Origin of the sequence: Rhizobium sp. BT03 (assembly GCF_030053155.1) — a bacterium.
Lineage (GTDB): Bacteria > Pseudomonadota > Alphaproteobacteria > Rhizobiales > Rhizobiaceae > Rhizobium.
Genome location: NZ_CP125640.1, coordinates 1,469,662 through 1,484,901, shown reverse-complemented (window position 1 = coordinate 1,484,901; position 15,240 = coordinate 1,469,662). Strand labels below are relative to the sequence as shown.

Below are 15,240 nucleotides of genomic sequence, written 5' to 3'. Positions count from 1 at the left end.
TCAATGGGGCGGCGCCGGCGGCACACTAATAGCAGGACGTCCTGACCTGACGGACTGGGCCGCCGACCCAGGTGCTTGTCGGCGTCGAGGTGCAGTTCATCGGCCGATAGCTCGGCTGCTGCTGCAGTCCCTGATTGTAACCCTGCACGCCTGCTATAAGCGCTTCCCCCATCGCTTGTCTGGCCTGCAGATTGTTGCTCCTGATCGACGATTCACGCGTGAACTCCTGCTGTAGACACATCTTCATTTCAGGCGTGTCGCTCTTGACGCCCCGAGCCCAGCAGCGCTTGTGCAATTCGAGCGAGAGAGACTTCAACTCCGAGTAAGACAGCTCGTCGATCGGTCTGTCCTGGCAAGAGGTCAGCACGAGCGAAAGGCAGCAACAACGACAAGCTTGGAACGCATCTCAATATCCCCGAAATTTTGCAACCGGTACTACAGAACATAGGGTCTCGCAATCGCGGGGCCTTTTCATTTCGGAGCAAGGTAAATGCCCAGAAATCCATCCACCGGCGTCTATTCCAAACCCGCCGGCACGACACCTTCCGTCGGCCAGGTCATCGACCCGGCGCCGTGGAACGCGCTGACCACCGACCTCGGCAACGAAATCACCAATTCGCTGCCGCGCGACGGTTCGGCGCCGATGATCGCACCGCTCAAGGCCGCAGGCGGAACCGTGTCCGCGCCGGGCGTCGGCTTCGCCTCGACCCCGCAGACCGGCCTCTATCTGAAAGGCGGCGGCCTGCTCGGCTTTGCCCAGAACGGCGTTGAGGTCGCATTCGATCAGGATCTGGTCTATGCGGTGAAGTCAGGCGATTACACCGCGCTCGCATCCGACGATAACGCCGTCCATCGCTTTACCGCGGCCGCCACGCTCACTTTGACCGCGGCGGCAACGCTCGGTGCAAACTGGCACTATTGCGTCATCGCCGATGGCGGGGATGTGACGATCGACCCGAACGGTTCGGAGACGATCGACGGCGCAGCCACGCTTATTCTCAAGGACGGTTACAGCGTCGAAATCATCTGTTCCGGCGCCGCTTTCTTCACCAACAAGCTCTTCGCCAGGATCCAGAGCAAAGCCGACAGTTCGGCGGTCGGCGATTTCATTGTCGGGCTCACCCTTTCCAACAACGGCGCCAGCCCGAATACGCATATCGATTTTGCTGCAGGATCTGCCAGGACGGGATCGAGCTTCGTTTCCAGCGCAACGTCATTGACGAAGCGAGTGACGGGAACATTTGCGGCTGGCACCGGCGCCGGCGGCCTCGACGCCGGCGCCGTTGCGGCGAATGCGACCTACTTTGCATATGCCTTGCGCAAGGACGCAGACCTGTCTTTCGACATTGTTCTCTCGACCTCGGCGACGATCGGCGGCATCGCCACAACGCTGCTCACCGGCTATAGCATCGTCAAATGCATCGGCGTGGTGCTGACCGATGCCAACTCGCTCGTCCGGCAATTCGTGATGTACCCGCGTGACGAATATACTTTCGTTACGCCGGTGAAGGATGCGAATAGCTTAGCTGTCTCAACGGCATCTGCCTTATTAACTTTAACCGTCCCCAACGGGGTGAAAGTTAAAGCGAAGCTGCGGTTCCAATTCACCTCTTCGTCGGCCACCAATTCGGCATTGCTTTCGGATCCAGCGCAAGGCGTACTCGTCGCGGGCATCGTGAATGATGGCGGCAACGTCGGTGCCGTTCAAGTTGCAAGCAATTACGCCATAGGCTCAGCGGAGATCTGGACGAACACCAGCAAGCAGATCCGGCTGGTAGCGGGTGCGGCCGGCAGCATGTGGATCTGGACGGATGGCTTCCATTTCCCAAGCGGTAGAAGCGTATAAGAGTTCGTGCTTTGAAAGACGAATCCCTGAGGCTGATAACGCGACAGGTTTTCTTTTCTATCGAGCAGAGAACCTAGACGCGGCGAGCACGTCACATTTGCCGGTGCGACTGGCAATAAGGACCATCAAAACTCAAGAGGTGCCTTGCCGTGTAGTTTTCAGGATGTCTTATCTTGACAATAAAAGCACTCACTGCATAGGCCCACGTGCTTTGCACGTTGCGTTCGCGATTAACGATGTAGAGGCATCCTGGGACATCTAACGCCGCGTCTTCGACTTTCGACCAGGCTCCCAAGAACCGTTTAAAATTGTCAACAAATCCAGACCAACCGCCATATGCTGTCATGGAGTCATAATCCAAAATCAATGCATCGTGTTTCCCGGTCGCGGCTTCATGCAGCCCGGCATATTCTCCGATTCCGGGCATTGTATCGAATGCGTTCAGGCCAGATCTGTCAAGGATCACGTAATTACGGCTTTGCAGAGAGGGGGTGTTCCTGATCGTATCGGCAAAAGCCTCCTGGCGCAGGTGGTCGACATAAAAAGTGGCATAAACAAACCACCAATTCACAATGAACACTGCTATCAGGCCACCAAATGAGGCCACATTCACCCGATGACGTATATTGGGGTTCTCAGCCGGAAAAACGGCGCAGATGATCTTTAAAAGACCCAGGGTAGAAAAGGCGGCGCCAAACGGAAGCAGCACTTGAAAGCGGGTCGCCATCCAAGGCGCATAGGAGGGCTCCTTCCCGACCAAGACATAGGCCGAGGCTCCCAGACCCAATAGCACGACCCCAATACCTACCAAACCTTTTCCGTTGCATTCGGCCTCCGTGCCGCTGCCCGTAGAATTTGGTCTAATCAAGTAGGAAATAAGAAAGGCGGCCAAAAGGATCGTTAGTGTGACCGATGGTCCAATATATATACCTTCGTATGGGAATAAATATATAATTACGACTTTGACTTCCGATAGTATTCCGCCGAAATTGATGTTGATGACATTATAGCTGGCGGCAAACATGCCGGTTTTCTTGAATAAAAAATGTTGTATTAAGGCGTATAGGAAGGGCAGGAGCATAATTGCCCCCGTTCTCTTTATAAGATGTGTGATTTTTTTTAGATAGTTTCCGTAATGAATTATACCTGCTGAGGTGTCAGTCTTCTTATAAAACAGGAACGAAGCGATGAAAAAAACCAGTAGAAACGGAGGTATAAGAGCATTGAATTGAAATGAAAAAATAAACAAGACGTAAGAAAGGTACTCTGTATATAGGTTTTTATTAATCACAGAAATTACAAAAATATATAACGCGAAAACAAATAGCAGTAGAAAAAGCAGCCCTGGATTGTTTATTGCGGCAATTCTGGCAAAGTTAACAGGTAAAGCTGCTGCAAGAAGCGACAGCGCCGTTGCGTCAGATTTTGAGAAATCGAAAGCCTTCAGGATAAGATAGAATACATGAATTATGAGGTAACCGAGCGCAAAGGTTGAAAAAGCGTAAAACCACCAGCCGATCAATTGAACAGCATAATGGTAATATCCGAGAAGGGGAAAGCCGGCCTGAGTAAAAACAGAAACGAGCATTTCTTTGCTCGCACCAGAAAGGCTCCAGTCGTCCCAATATCGTGCTTCCGATAATAGAAAGATGGGAAGGTGCGCACCCGTGTAAACGAGAAATATCTGCAATTCAGATCTTTTTAAAAGTCTTTTAATGTCGGGCATCTCATGGCTTTCCTTGTACAAAAAGGGACATCCATTCTTGCACAAAATGTCGGCATTGCGTTTGTGGGCTCGGTCTTTGTTTGTGTTTCCAGCCAACACCAAAGTCGAATGAGCCATCGAAGATGACGGTTGATCCAATAAATGGGATCGGCGGATAAATGCATAGCAGCGCGCGTGATTTGATTGCCGGACCTTGCGCGGTTAATAAATGGCTTCGGTTAAGCCACTATTTGCAAACCGAATGGTTCTTCAATATAAATTTGCGAACCTAGCGGTTCTATTAATAGAAAAATGTATCCTACCGAACGTTGTGACCCATGTCCGCGGTCCTGGCGGAATATCGCTTGTCTTATGTGGATTATAATTTAATTAGAGGCGCAACGCGGGGGCTTTTTTGCTATCGAGCCTTTGACGCAATACGCTGCTTCGGATGTTGGTGAATGAATCGTGTCTCTTTTGCATTGCCTCACTTGATCGGGAAGGAGGCGCTCTATCTCAACGAATGCCTTCTCTCGGGCCAGTGGGGCGGCGATGCAAACTTCACAAAGCGATGTCATGCGCATTTGGACTCGGTCTACGGCGCCAGTACGCTTCTGTGCCACTCGTGTACCGCTGCCTTGGAAATGGCCGCAATGCTTCTCCGCCTCGAGCCGGGGGATGAGGTTATCATGCCGTCGTTCACCTTCGTGTCGACGGCCAATGCAGTAGTGCTGCGCGGAGCTGTGCCGGTATTCGTCGATATTCGTGGCGATACGCTCAATATCGACGAAACGCTGATTGAGGCTGCCATTACGCCGAGAACCAAGGCAATCTTCGTCGTTCACTACGCCGGAGTGGGGTGCGAGATGGAGCCTATTTTGGCTATCGCCTGGCGCCATGGACTGGCTGTGGTGGAGGATGCGGCCCAGGCTTACCTAGCTTCCTGGAAAGGTCGGGCCCTCGGAACATTCGGCCAGTTGGCCACTTTGAGCTTTCATCAGACCAAGAATGTTGTCTCTGGCGAAGGTGGGGCCCTGATTGTCAATGATCCCGGTCTCGTCGAGCGAGCGCAAATCATCCGGGAGAAGGGCACCAATCGCTCCCAGTTCATTCGCGGCGAAGTGGCCAAATACGACTGGCAGGATATGGGGTCCTCCTTCCTGCCATCCGATTTGGTGGCTGCTGTGCTTCTGGCCCAGCTTGAGTATGCCGAAGAACTGACACGGCATCGGCTTTCGCTGTGGCATGCCTATGACGCAATATTCAAAGCGGCCGGCAATAACGGGTTGCGCCTTCCTGAAATCCCGGACGACGCTGCACATAACGGACATATCTATCATGTGCGCTTTACGAATCTCGAACATCGCGAAGAGACGCGCCGACAATTGGTGGCGGAAGGCATAGGGGGCGTTACGCATTATGTTCCTCTGCATTCGTCGCCAGCCGGTGAACGATACGGAGTAACGGGGTCGTCAATGGCGGTCACCAATGAGACGGCCGATACTCTGCTTCGGCTGCCTCTGCATGGCGGCCTGACCCAGGCAGTTATCGCCCGCGTCGCCAGTCGGGTTCTGGAACTTGCGCAATGAAACGTTGCTTGGCGTGTGATGCCGTGTACGAGGCGGACATCTGGCGATGCCCCAAATGTGACACGCTAGTGCCTCTGGAAGATGGTTTTCTGTCATTTGCGCCCACACTTGCCCGTGAAAATGACGGCATGGCGAGCAATTCACATGAACAGCTTCAGGCGTTGCAGCATGGCAGCTTCTGGTTTCGAGCCAGAAACCGCCTGATCACAGATCTTGTGCGGCGATATTTTGCCAGCAGCCAACGGGCGCTGGAAGTGGGATGCGGCACGGGCTTCGTCCTCACGGCTTTGCGCCAGGCTCTTCCGCATGCGGTCCTATGCGGCAGTGAGATCTATCTAAACGGCTTGCCTTACGCGCACGAGCGATTGAAAGGGGCGGGGCAACTCTTTCAGATGGATGCGCGCGACATCCCTTTTCGTGAGGAGTTCGATTTGCTTTGTGCGTTCGACGTGCTTGAGCATATCGAAGAGGATGGGCTGGTCTTGCAGCAAATGGCCCAGGCCCTGCAGGGGGGCGGCGGAGTGCTGCTGGCTGTTCCGCAACACCCCGGCCTTTGGAGCCGCAACGATGATCTGGCTTTCCACAAACGCCGCTACCGGCGCGGCGAGTTGGAGCAGAAGTGTGCTGTCGCCGGTCTTGAGGTGATTTTCTCGACATCATTTGTAACGAGCCTATTGCCGGTTTTCGCGCTCCAGCGCTCCACACGCAGTCGCTCCAAGGATCATGATCCGGCGCGGGAGTTGCAACTGCCGTGGTTCGTGGACAGGTCGTTCGAGATATTGCTGGATTGCGAACGACAGCTCATCCGCCTCGGAGTGCGCCTGCCGGCCGGGGGATCGCGTTTCGTGGTGGCAAGAAAGTCTGCAGGTACGCGGCCATGAAACGCGTCGCGATCATACAGTCATCTTATGTTCCCTGGCGTGGCTTCTTCGACCTGATTAGCCGCTGCGATGAATACATCATTTATGATCAGGTCGCCTACAGCAAGGGCCATTGGCACAATCGAAACAAGATCAAGACCGCAACGGGCACGCGCTGGATGACCATTCCTGTGATGACCAGCGACAGGCTCGGGCAACCCATTGAGGATGTTGAAATCAAGGGAGATTGGGCTCAGGCACATTTTTCCCAGATCCGTCAGGCCTATAAGACGGCACCGGTCGCCAGAGATTTTCTGCCTCTTATCGAATCGCTGTACAAGCAGGCCGAGAAACTGCAGCTGTTGACTGAGGTCAATGAGTTGTTCCTCAGGCATGTCGTCGAAATGTTGAAGTTGGAAGTTGTGATCACCCGCGACAGAATCTACTCTCCGCGCGGGACACGAAGTGCGCGGGTCCTCGAGACCTGTCTTGCGGCTGGAGCAACACATTATCTGTCGGGTCCATCTGCGAAAGTGTATTTGGACGAAACCATGTTTCGGGATGCGGGGGTTACGGTGGAGTGGATGAGTTACGGCCCCTATCCGGAATACACGCAGCTTCACGGCGCTTTTGACGGGCAAGTCAGCATCATTGATCCTATTCTGAACGGGCATGGGGGTGCACTTACGGCCATGCCCGGACAGCAACAGGGAGCAGCAGGATGTTGACTCGTTTGACTTTCCTTTGCAAGGCTGGAGACGCTTGGCGACATGGCTTTGCAGCGGAGCAGATTGGCCGCGCATATATGGGGCGCAAGCCGTGAATTACTCCATCGTGGTGCCCATCTATCGCGATGGCAATTTGGCCGATGACCTGTGCGTAGAAATCCAGCGAGTCATGCGTGCATATACAGGGCGCGAGGATCTTGAGGCGGTCCTGGAGCTGATTTTTGTCAATGATGGCAGCCCGGACAATAGCCTTGAGCTGCTGCTTGCGCTGCAGGCCAAGTTCGATTTCGTCCGGATCATCGACCTGTCAAGGAATTTTGGGCAGCACATTGCCATCGCTTGCGGTTTCCGTGAGGCCACGGGTGATGTAGTCATCCGAATGAACGTCGATATGCAGGACCATCCGGACCAAATTCCGACATTGCTTGAACATATGACGGCGACGAAGGCGGACATCGTGATCGGACAGTACGAGCAACGGGAAAGCCCGCTAATCAATCGCATGACCGCTCGGCTCTATTATAGCTTTTTTCGAATCATGACCGGTCTCGAGTCGCCGCAGAACACGTCTCCCCTGCGTGTGCTGAGCCGCCGATACGCCAATGCTTACAATGGCCTGACAGAAAAAACGAGGTTTCCTCAAGGTCTTGACCAGTGGATGGGATTCTCGCCGCGTTATACGCGCATCGCCCACCGGCCGCGACTAAAGGGCAGGTCGTCCTATAATTTCTGGTCACGGCTGCGGCTGGGGCTTGATGGACTGCTGTATTTTTCCGAGCGCCCACTGATGATCGTGATGTCGCTGGGGCTGCTCCTTAGTGCATTTGGTACAATGATGGGCGTGGCGCTTGTGGTGATGCGCTTGTTTTTGACCAATATCGAACCCGGCTTCACGTCTCTTGCCGCGATCGGCCTGTTTGCGGTTGGTGTCCAGCTGATTTGCTTGGGCGTTGTCGGCTTTTACGTTGGGAAGATTTTCAAGGAAGTTCAAAATCGTCCGCTCTATATTATCAAGGACAGATTTTGGAAATAGAAATACCCGCTGCTTACCCAAAAATCAGAGATAGATCATGTCGCACGAATCCACCTCTATAAGCTATTCACCTTCCACCAGCATCGACGCAAGACACAAGATATTCGAATTGCAGAAGACCTATCCTGCAACGCCAGAGGAAAAAGAGCGTTCGCCCGGTCTTTTCCTACGTGGTTCATTGCTGGCGCGTATTCTGGCGATCCGGGATATTTATGTACAGATCGTCGATATTCCCGGCTCCATCCTGGATATTGGCACATGGCGCGGCCAGACAGCCGTGCTGTGCGAGAACCTACGGGCCATTTACGAACCTCTGCATCTCAATCGTCGGATTGCCTGTTTCGACACGTTCGAGGGCTATGTCGGCTTCTCCGACAAGGATGCTCCGTCAGAACTGCATCGCGACGGCACCTATGGCGTCGGAGGCGAGGAATATGCCGGCTATCTCGATGAATTGCTGAAACTGCATGAGCAATCCAACGCCATGGGACACAATTTCGGCAAGCACAAGGTGATTAAAGGGAACTGCCGCGAGACTATCCCGCAACATTTCTCTGAAAATCCCCATGAATTTGTGGCGCTCGCCTTTTTCGATGTAAATTCTTATCAGCCGTCGCTCGAAGCTTTCGAGGCTGTTTGGCAGAGGATGGTGCCGGGCGGCATTGCCGCTTTCTGGCAGTTGACCAGAAATGTCATTCCGGCTGAAGGACGCGTTTATGCGGAAAACATTATCGGCAAGTACGGCCACAGTCTCCATCGCTGCCCGACCTATCCCGGGCTTTGTTATTTGAAGAAGATCTGAATCGTATCTTACGGTTGCTTGGAGTTGACATGAAACGGGTGGTGCTGGGAAACGGCGTTGTGGGGTTGTCGATTGCGTTCGGCTTGCTGCGGCGCGCAAGCGCTTCGGATGAGATCGTTGTGGTCGGCCCGCCGCAACGCCCAGGATCCGCGACGCTTGCCGCGGCGGCGATGCTCAATTCCTTCGCGGAAATTGAGCATGGTGGCCTCGATACCGATGTCGATCTCTTTCGATTTGAGATGAGTCATCGGGCGACGCGCCTCTGGCCAGCCTTCGAGCAGGCGCTTATCGATGCAGCAGGCGACGCACTTCCCCGTGGTTGCTCCGCCTGTCAGGGATGCGCGGGTGGTGGATGTTTCAAATCCGGAACTTACGTTGTCAACAACAACGCTGCCGACGATCTCGACGACCTCAATTTCGACGCTATCCTCGCTGCGCTGGTCGATTTCAACGAGCAGCACGACGTTATTTCGCCGAAAGACATTCCCCACTACAAGCCGCACCAGCGTTACCGCGCCAGCCGCGCTGTCTTCATTCACAACGAGGGCTGGTTCAATCCGCGTCTCATGCTGGAGAAGATGGAGGGTGCGCTGCGCCGAGCGGAGCGTGTGCGCTTTATCGACGAAGGTGTCGACCGTTTCGACCATGCGAATGGGGCAATTACTCATGTCACTCTGATGTCGGGCCAACAGGTCGAAGGCGACCAGTTTGTTCTGGCCACCGGGGCAACGGCGTGGGACGTTCTGGATCGCAGCGGGTTGCCGGACCTGATGCAGCGCATCTTTTATGGCATCGGCACATCGATAGAAATCCGCAGCCAAGATGATGCACTCTCCCATGTCATCCGCACCCCTAACCGCGGTCTGGCTTGTGGCCTGTATGCTGCGCCCTATTTTCAGGGGCCAAACGAGCCGAACGATCATGTGCTCGTCGGAGCCAGCAACTTCATTGCGCCACAGCTCCACGCGCATGGCCGGCTGACGAGCATCGAAGGCCTGCTCAACGGGGCCATAAAACAGATTAACAGCAACTATTACCGGGCCGACCTGATCCGTGTGAACGTTGGCGCGCGCCCCAATAGCCAGGACACCTACCCGCTGCTCGGACAGACGTCGATCGGCAATCTTTTCGCTGCCACAGGAACAAAGCGAGACGGGTTCCATCTCGCTCCACTGATTTGCGAGGTGATGGCCAAGATGCTGCACGGCGAAGCTGTGGACGAGGGTTATGAGTTTTTTGCGCCCAGTCGCAAGCCATTGCGGACCATGACGCGGGATCAGGCTGTCGCGAAGGCAGTCCGCCACCAGATGAGCGCGGCCTACCAGCACGGATTTTCGCCCGCGACGAGCCGTATGCCGGAACAGGTCGAGGCAAACATGCGCGACGCGGTGGAACGTCTGCACGATCAGATCGGCGCCAAAGACTGGGGTATACCGCCTGAGATGCTTGACATGTATCGCTACGGACATGCGATTCCATGATCGACGACGTCTTTAGCGCGCGGCAGCCTGTCCGCTGTAGTCATCACAACCGTAGCGCAACGCCATGAAGCTGCTTCTGGCGATTCTGCCGACCGTCATTCTTACGCTGTACAGTCAGTTTATAACAAAGTGGCGCATCGGAATGCTGGCCGATCAGGTCGGCCCTGCCACTGCCCTGACAAGGATCATTCGCTATCTGAGTGATCCATTGGTTCTTTCAGCCTATGCGATGACATTTATCGCGTCGTTCGCGTGGTTCGCCGTGCTGGAACGCTATGAATTGTCATTGGCCTATCCGATCTTCATCGGGGTGATGTTTGCTTCTGTGACTGTTGGAGGCATGGTCTTCTTTGGCGAGCCGGTAACAGCGACGCGGCTTTTTGCTATTCTATTGATCTTCATGGGAATTATTGCTGGCACGCGTTAGGTGTGCGATCCAAGGTGACCTACCATAGCCTGCTGCCAGTTTCGTTGACACCGAGATAAGGTGTTTTAACGAAACTGGAGAGTTGGATACAGAGAAGGAGTTCAGCTCCGATGGCTTGGCCGCTCTGAGCTAATCTAGTGTCCTTTAACGTTGGACGGGACACCAACCCACATCGTTGTCATCTCCATTCGCACTCGTCTCCACCCAGGAGCCGGGCGTTTTCCACATCCTCACACATCCCGGAGCCTTCCATGCTCGTCCATAACTGGCGCGCGGTGGTCAAGCACGCATGGTCCATCCGTTTAATGGTCCTGGCGCTGCTCTGCATCATCATCGAGCCAATATACACCTTCGTCGCTGCCACATGGGTTGCGAAGAACATTTACATCCAGCTCGCCATGTCGGCGATCACCGGCCTCTTGGCCGTCGCGGCGATCATCGCCCGCATCTTCGTTCAACAGAAAGTCTCAGGGGATTTGAATGGCAAACCGCCTTCAGAAGGGTAGCGCCGCGGCTGCAATGGCCGTGGCATTGGTCGGCAGCTTCGAGGGGCTTCGTCAGAATGCCTATCCCGATCCGGCGACGCAGGGGCAGCCTTGGACGATCTGCTACGGCTCAACGAACGGCGTGAAGCCGGGCGACCGCAAGACGGTAGAGCAGTGCAAAGCGCTGCTTGCGCTCGAGCTGCAGAAGTACGCCGCCGGCATCGAGCATTGTGTCACGGTCCCGCTGCCGGATGCTCGCTTCGTCGCCCTGACCTCATTCGGGTACAATGTTGGCATCAAGGCCGCCTGTGGATCGAGTGCCGTCAAACTGATCAACCAGGGCAAGACGGCCGAAGGCTGCGAAGCTCTGCTGAAGTGGAACCGCGCCGCGGGAATTGTCTTCCCCGGCCTGACCCGTCGCCGGCAGAAGGAACGTCAGTTCTGCCTTGAGGGTCTGTGATGTTAGGCATCCTCGACGGCATCAAACTCGGCGCCGGCATCCTCGCAGGACTGGCCCTCTACCATCTCTACGCCGTGACGATCGGCTATCCCTCAACGGCCCGCGAAGCCCGCGCCGGCTATGTGCTGCTTTCCGAGAAGACCGCGGCCGACGCCAAAGCCACAGAGATGGAACGCCAGCGCAACGCAGCCGCCCAAGCCACCGAAGAGCACCGCAAGCGCCTAGAGGCCGCCCAGGCTTCAGAACAGGCCGCCAAAGACACCCTGGAAAACGAGATCCGATCATATGAGCTCCAGCTATCCGAGAAGAACCGCGCTTGCGCTGTCACTGCTGCTGATCGTCAGTGGCTGCTCCGCCACTGAGCGGCTGAACAAGGCGGCGGTGACGAAGGGGCAGGCGGCGGCCGGTGTGCTGCTTCCGACGCTTCCCGAGGATCTGCGCAGGCAAGAGCCTCACGCCGCGGTCGTGGAAGGCCAGCCGTTGATTTCGATCCTCGCCCGAGAGCGCCAAGCCCTCGATCGTGCCAACGCCCGCCAGGCGCGCACCGTCCAATTCTATGACGACCTCACCACCCGATATGGAGCCCGCCGATGATGAATGCCGTTTCGCTTGCCCTGACAAATCCGAGGGGTGGAGCTGTTCTGGCGCCACCGCCTTGGGTGCCGGATCCTGATCGCTACATGCCGGCGGCGACGCGCACGCGCTGGCCGACCGGCGCGACCGCCACGCCATGGACGTTCCCGGCCGGGCTGAATTACCAATGCACCAAGCTGTTCTTCGGCTCGCCCGACTATCCGACGAACGACTTCCTTATCCCGTTCGTCGGCTTCGCGCTGACCGAAGGCGGCAATGCGCCGCAGGAAACGCAATCGCCGAACGCCGATACCGTGATCGACGAGGCGTTCTTCGTGATGCCAAACGGCACGGAATACCCGATCTTGTTTGGCGGTCTGGTGCCGGCGACGGTCACCGCCGCAACCGGCATTGTTTACGGGCAGGTCATACTGCCAACTGCTCTGCCGGCATGGTCGATCTTTGGCGTCCGGACGGTCTATCACGGCGCAGAGGGTGCGCAGCGCTGCGGCTCCTATCGCATCCAGCGCCATCGCGGCGAAAAGTATTGGGGTGCCGCCGACTTGGCGTCTGTACAGGCGCTGGCGGCCGCCAACGGGGCGTCCACGGCGGCGCTCGATCCTGACAGCCTTTACAACACGATCGGCAACGCGACGAATTCGCAGATCCAGGCTTACGGGCCCGCGCTTGTCCTGGCGAAAGGATGGGACGGCCGGCCGGTTCCACTCGTCGTCGGTGACAGCCTGATCGAGAGGCAGGAGATCGCCGCGTCGGCCGACGAGCGCGGCAACATGGGCATGATACGGCGATGGCTCGACCAGCGCGACCAGGTATGGGGGAGCACTGTCCCGCTCGTCATGGGCGTGCCTGGCGAGCATAACGAATTCGAGCTTGCCACCAACGCTACCAAGCGATGGGCAATGATCGACGCCATCAAGACGACGTTCAACGGCGGCAAAGACATTTGGACTTTCTGCCTCGACCAGGGCGGCCGCAACGACAACAACACGACGCTTTCGCTCTGGCAGTCGCGCAAGTTCGGGCTCGATGATCGGATCATCGCCCGGTATCCCGGCGCGCATATGGTGGGCATGACCATTCTGCCGACCATGGCGGGATCGTCGGATAGCGGCCGCACGGTCGCCGGCTACAGCGCGACGTCGGCGCTGTGGAACCCGGTCACGGGGACGCTTGCCAGCATGAACGCGTCACTCATCGCGTCGTCGCGGTTCGCCAAGACGATTGATATCGTGCCGGCCTTCATGTCGGACAGTGATCCGACGAAGGGATCGGCGGCCGAATTAACGCCGCTCGGCAACGTCATCGGCCATCCCGGCAACCAAGATGGCGTGACGACATGGGACACGATGCGCCTGCCAAACACGACAAAGCTCGGCGCGCGCATCATGTTCGAATATCAGCCTGGGCTCTGGACCAGCCGGACGCTGGTAGACCGAACGGATTTGGGAGACGGCACGGCGAACTACCGCGTCGCCGAAGTGCTAGCGACCAACGTGCAGGATAACGCCGCCCTGCTCGGTCACGCCTATACGGCCGCCGATTTCGTTCACCCGGCTCTCTACGGCGTCCTGCGTTTCGTCAGCCGTCTGCCTCAATCGCACAAGGCGAAGTTCTATCCATGACATCCAATGACGATATTCTCCGCGCTCTCGGGCGCGTCGAGGGAAGGCTGACAGGCATCGAGGAAAACGTCGCGCTGCTGCGCAACGAGGTCAGCGACGAAAAGGCCAATGCCCATGACAGCCGCGCCGTGATCCACACCCGGCTCGACGAACAGGCAAGACAGATCGCAAATCTCGATACCAGGGTGGCGATCAGCGGCGGCACCGACGCCCAGATCCGCGTGGAGATCAGGAGCCTCAAGGAGACCGTCGAGAAGAACCAGGAGGCGGTGGGGCCGGCGCTTGATGAGTGGAAAAGGATGAAATCAATCGGCTACGGCATATCGGGACTGATTGCCTTTGCCGGGCTGACGATCGGCGGGATGATCGCCTATGCCAGCGATGGTGCGGTGGCGGCGTTGAGGCATTGGTTGAAGATCAGTTGAGCAGTCGCTTAAGTTACTTCGATGCTTCTTGCTGATAGAGGCGTAAGTAAAACTTAAATTTAGACTTTTCTAACGAACAAATCCGCGCCGTGCTGGTTTTCCTCTCAGGAGGAAGCAGTCATGAAAAGCATGAACAATCGCCAAGTTCGCATTCCGGGCCCGCGGGAGCATGATGTCGCGGAACATTGCCGCAAGTTCGGGATCAGCCCGGCCGAGGAGAAGAAGCTGAAGAAACTGCTCGGGTGCCGGGCGCCGCTGCATGAAATCCAGGCCAATGCGCCGCCGCGGCAGCCGCGGTGGCGCTAGACTTGTTTCACGCTCCGTTACGGCGATGATTCAAAGATTGAGCGAACCGGGAAAGGCGAGGGGAGATGATCCTGTTTTCGGCTCTCTGAGGCTGACCCCGCAGATCAGGAGAGGCCGATCGTGATGGTTTATTCCACGAAAACCAGCTGAAAGCCCCGCTTTGCCGGGGTTTTTTGTTGGGGTGGTGATGCGCGCTTGATTTTCGCCGCCCTCGAAGCATACCAGTCTAACGATTGAAGCGGACCGAAGCAATTTTCGCTTGTCCAACCGGCCGACACTGCGAGAGTAAGGGCCGATCTGCAGCGCCGATAGTGGCGGAACTTCCGGCAAATAGCGACGTTGGGGCGAAACGGACCGCGTAGCAGGTCTCGTCTCCTGTACCAACTGCTACCCCTGCAGTCGCTGCGCGGTCCACTGACCCATCCGGGATGGCGGAAGCGATTCTTTGGCCTGTGCCGGCCCGCACAGGCCCGGGCGCGAGGCTACAGATCCGATCAATGCGTCAGCTGGCGCGACAGCATGAGGATGTAGTCGTCGGCGATATCGGCGACCACCATGGCGGCTTCGGCCGGCGGATAGCCCTTGCCGATGGCCTCGCCGAGGATTTTCATGACGAGAGGTTCGAGTGCTTCCCGGCAGTCTGCCAAGCTTTCGACATGCGGGCATTTGGGACGAAACTGCAAGACGTTGTTCATGGCATACCCTCCATCTGATCGAGCTCGGCCCTTCTGCATGGCAGCCGGTCTCTTCAAGGAGGCAGGCCACGGTTCCTGCGAGCTTTCCCGGAACCAAATTAGTGATCGTGAAAATACGATGGCATAGGGCTCGGCGTATTCAAGGGTGATGCGATATTAAGGTAAGCCAGTAGGGTTAATTC

Annotated in this window: 18 protein-coding genes; 14 read left to right on the top strand and 4 right to left on the bottom strand. The window is 56.5% G+C overall.

Translation table 11 applies throughout. From position 1 onward, the window contains the following. Window positions 1-25: 25 nt before the first annotated feature. Complete coding sequence (locus QMO80_RS07405) at window positions 26-247, bottom strand: hypothetical protein (RefSeq protein WP_283199499.1); 222 nt, start codon at window positions 245-247, stop codon at window positions 26-28. Window positions 248-490: 243 nt separating this feature from the next. Here QMO80_RS07405 and QMO80_RS07400 point away from each other — a divergent pair, with 243 nt between their 5' ends. Beyond that, window positions 491-1,846 carry a hypothetical protein gene (locus QMO80_RS07400; RefSeq protein ID WP_283199498.1) on the top strand — a complete coding sequence of 452 codons (1,356 nt, stop codon included), beginning with the start codon at window positions 491-493 and terminating at the stop codon, window positions 1,844-1,846. A 91-nt stretch (window positions 1,847-1,937) separates the two neighbouring features. On the opposite strand, the gene QMO80_RS07395 is transcribed toward QMO80_RS07400, so the two are convergent. After that, complete coding sequence (locus QMO80_RS07395) at window positions 1,938-3,572, bottom strand: hypothetical protein (protein WP_283199497.1); 1,635 nt, start codon at window positions 3,570-3,572, stop codon at window positions 1,938-1,940. A gap of 440 nt (window positions 3,573-4,012) precedes the next feature. Here QMO80_RS07395 and rffA point away from each other — a divergent pair, with 440 nt between their 5' ends. From rffA to QMO80_RS07340, 11 genes are all read left to right on the top strand, one after another. Further along, window positions 4,013-5,140, top strand: a complete 1,128-nt coding sequence (gene rffA, locus QMO80_RS07390) for a dTDP-4-amino-4,6-dideoxygalactose transaminase (RefSeq protein WP_283199496.1) — start codon at window positions 4,013-4,015, stop codon at window positions 5,138-5,140. A gap of 68 nt (window positions 5,141-5,208) precedes the next feature. Beyond that, complete coding sequence (locus QMO80_RS07385; protein ID WP_283199495.1) at window positions 5,209-6,021, top strand: bifunctional 2-polyprenyl-6-hydroxyphenol methylase/3-demethylubiquinol 3-O-methyltransferase UbiG; 813 nt, start codon at window positions 5,209-5,211, stop codon at window positions 6,019-6,021. Beyond that, complete coding sequence (locus QMO80_RS07380) at window positions 6,018-6,728, top strand: WbqC family protein (RefSeq protein WP_283199494.1); 711 nt, start codon at window positions 6,018-6,020, stop codon at window positions 6,726-6,728. Before QMO80_RS07385 ends, QMO80_RS07380 begins: the two co-directional genes overlap by 4 nt. 91 nt (window positions 6,729-6,819) lie before the next feature. Further along, complete coding sequence (locus QMO80_RS07375; RefSeq protein ID WP_283199493.1) at window positions 6,820-7,761, top strand: glycosyltransferase family 2 protein; 942 nt, start codon at window positions 6,820-6,822, stop codon at window positions 7,759-7,761. Between the two features lie 37 nt (window positions 7,762-7,798). Beyond that, window positions 7,799-8,563, top strand: a complete 765-nt coding sequence (locus QMO80_RS07370; RefSeq protein ID WP_283199492.1) for a TylF/MycF/NovP-related O-methyltransferase — start codon at window positions 7,799-7,801, stop codon at window positions 8,561-8,563. A gap of 29 nt (window positions 8,564-8,592) precedes the next feature. Continuing rightward, a complete protein-coding gene (locus QMO80_RS07365; RefSeq protein WP_283199491.1) occupies window positions 8,593-10,044 on the top strand; it encodes an FAD-binding oxidoreductase in 1,452 nt (483 codons plus the stop codon). Window positions 10,045-10,108: 64 nt separating this feature from the next. Further along, window positions 10,109-10,471, top strand: coding sequence for a hypothetical protein (locus QMO80_RS07360; RefSeq protein WP_283199490.1), 363 nt, complete (start codon window positions 10,109-10,111; stop codon window positions 10,469-10,471). Between the two features lie 251 nt (window positions 10,472-10,722). Then, on the top strand, window positions 10,723-10,977 hold the full coding sequence (locus QMO80_RS07355; RefSeq protein WP_283199489.1) for a hypothetical protein: 255 nt from the start codon (window positions 10,723-10,725) through the stop codon (window positions 10,975-10,977). Next, window positions 10,952-11,416 carry a lysozyme gene (locus QMO80_RS07350; RefSeq protein WP_283199488.1) on the top strand — a complete coding sequence of 155 codons (465 nt, stop codon included), beginning with the start codon at window positions 10,952-10,954 and terminating at the stop codon, window positions 11,414-11,416. The genes QMO80_RS07355 and QMO80_RS07350 overlap by 26 nt, the downstream gene beginning before the upstream one ends. Next, window positions 11,416-11,778 carry a hypothetical protein gene (locus QMO80_RS07345; protein ID WP_283199487.1) on the top strand — a complete coding sequence of 121 codons (363 nt, stop codon included), beginning with the start codon at window positions 11,416-11,418 and terminating at the stop codon, window positions 11,776-11,778. The genes QMO80_RS07350 and QMO80_RS07345 overlap by 1 nt, the downstream gene beginning before the upstream one ends. A 19-nt stretch (window positions 11,779-11,797) precedes the next feature. Continuing rightward, complete coding sequence (locus tag QMO80_RS07340) at window positions 11,798-12,010, top strand: hypothetical protein (protein ID WP_283199486.1); 213 nt, start codon at window positions 11,798-11,800, stop codon at window positions 12,008-12,010. Window positions 12,011-13,290: 1,280 nt separating this feature from the next. Here the strand turns inward: QMO80_RS07340 and QMO80_RS33025 are convergent. Continuing rightward, the gene (locus QMO80_RS33025) at window positions 13,291-13,407 is read right to left on the bottom strand and encodes an SWIM zinc finger family protein (RefSeq protein ID WP_369685938.1); all 117 of its coding nucleotides are present in this window, start codon (window positions 13,405-13,407) and stop codon (window positions 13,291-13,293) included. Between the two features lie 221 nt (window positions 13,408-13,628). On the opposite strand from QMO80_RS33025, the gene QMO80_RS07330 reads away from it, so the two are divergent. Beyond that, window positions 13,629-14,057, top strand: coding sequence for a DUF1515 domain-containing protein (locus QMO80_RS07330; protein WP_283199484.1), 429 nt, complete (start codon window positions 13,629-13,631; stop codon window positions 14,055-14,057). 120 nt (window positions 14,058-14,177) lie between these two features. Then, window positions 14,178-14,363, top strand: coding sequence for a hypothetical protein (locus QMO80_RS07325; protein WP_283199483.1), 186 nt, complete (start codon window positions 14,178-14,180; stop codon window positions 14,361-14,363). Between the two features lie 494 nt (window positions 14,364-14,857). Here QMO80_RS07325 and QMO80_RS07320 read toward each other — a convergent pair whose 3' ends face one another. Next, complete coding sequence (locus tag QMO80_RS07320; protein ID WP_071087566.1) at window positions 14,858-15,058, bottom strand: hypothetical protein; 201 nt, start codon at window positions 15,056-15,058, stop codon at window positions 14,858-14,860. Window positions 15,059-15,240: the final 182 nt, after the last annotated feature.

Bases quoted from the DNA above. Each gene is read 5' to 3' on its own strand.
- QMO80_RS07360 (WP_283199490.1), top strand. From the start codon at position 10,109: ATGAAGCTGCTTCTGGCGATTCTGCCGACCGTCATTCTTACGCTGTAC.
- QMO80_RS07355 (WP_283199489.1), top strand. From the start codon at position 10,723: ATGCTCGTCCATAACTGGCGCGCGGTGGTCAAGCACGCATGGTCCATC.
- QMO80_RS07365 (WP_283199491.1), top strand. From the start codon at position 8,593: ATGAAACGGGTGGTGCTGGGAAACGGCGTTGTGGGGTTGTCGATTGCG.
- rffA (WP_283199496.1), top strand. From the start codon at position 4,013: ATGAATCGTGTCTCTTTTGCATTGCCTCACTTGATCGGGAAGGAGGCG.
- QMO80_RS07380 (WP_283199494.1), top strand. From the start codon at position 6,018: ATGAAACGCGTCGCGATCATACAGTCATCTTATGTTCCCTGGCGTGGC.
- QMO80_RS07400 (WP_283199498.1), top strand. From the start codon at position 491: ATGCCCAGAAATCCATCCACCGGCGTCTATTCCAAACCCGCCGGCACG.
- QMO80_RS07350 (WP_283199488.1), top strand. From the start codon at position 10,952: ATGGCAAACCGCCTTCAGAAGGGTAGCGCCGCGGCTGCAATGGCCGTG.
- QMO80_RS07405 (WP_283199499.1), bottom strand. From the start codon at position 247: ATGAAGATGTGTCTACAGCAGGAGTTCACGCGTGAATCGTCGATCAGG.
- QMO80_RS07325 (WP_283199483.1), top strand. From the start codon at position 14,178: ATGAAAAGCATGAACAATCGCCAAGTTCGCATTCCGGGCCCGCGGGAG.
- QMO80_RS07330 (WP_283199484.1), top strand. From the start codon at position 13,629: ATGACATCCAATGACGATATTCTCCGCGCTCTCGGGCGCGTCGAGGGA.
- QMO80_RS07320 (WP_071087566.1), bottom strand. From the start codon at position 15,058: ATGAACAACGTCTTGCAGTTTCGTCCCAAATGCCCGCATGTCGAAAGC.
- QMO80_RS07345 (WP_283199487.1), top strand. From the start codon at position 11,416: ATGTTAGGCATCCTCGACGGCATCAAACTCGGCGCCGGCATCCTCGCA.
- QMO80_RS07370 (WP_283199492.1), top strand. From the start codon at position 7,799: ATGTCGCACGAATCCACCTCTATAAGCTATTCACCTTCCACCAGCATC.
- QMO80_RS07395 (WP_283199497.1), bottom strand. From the start codon at position 3,572: ATGCCCGACATTAAAAGACTTTTAAAAAGATCTGAATTGCAGATATTT.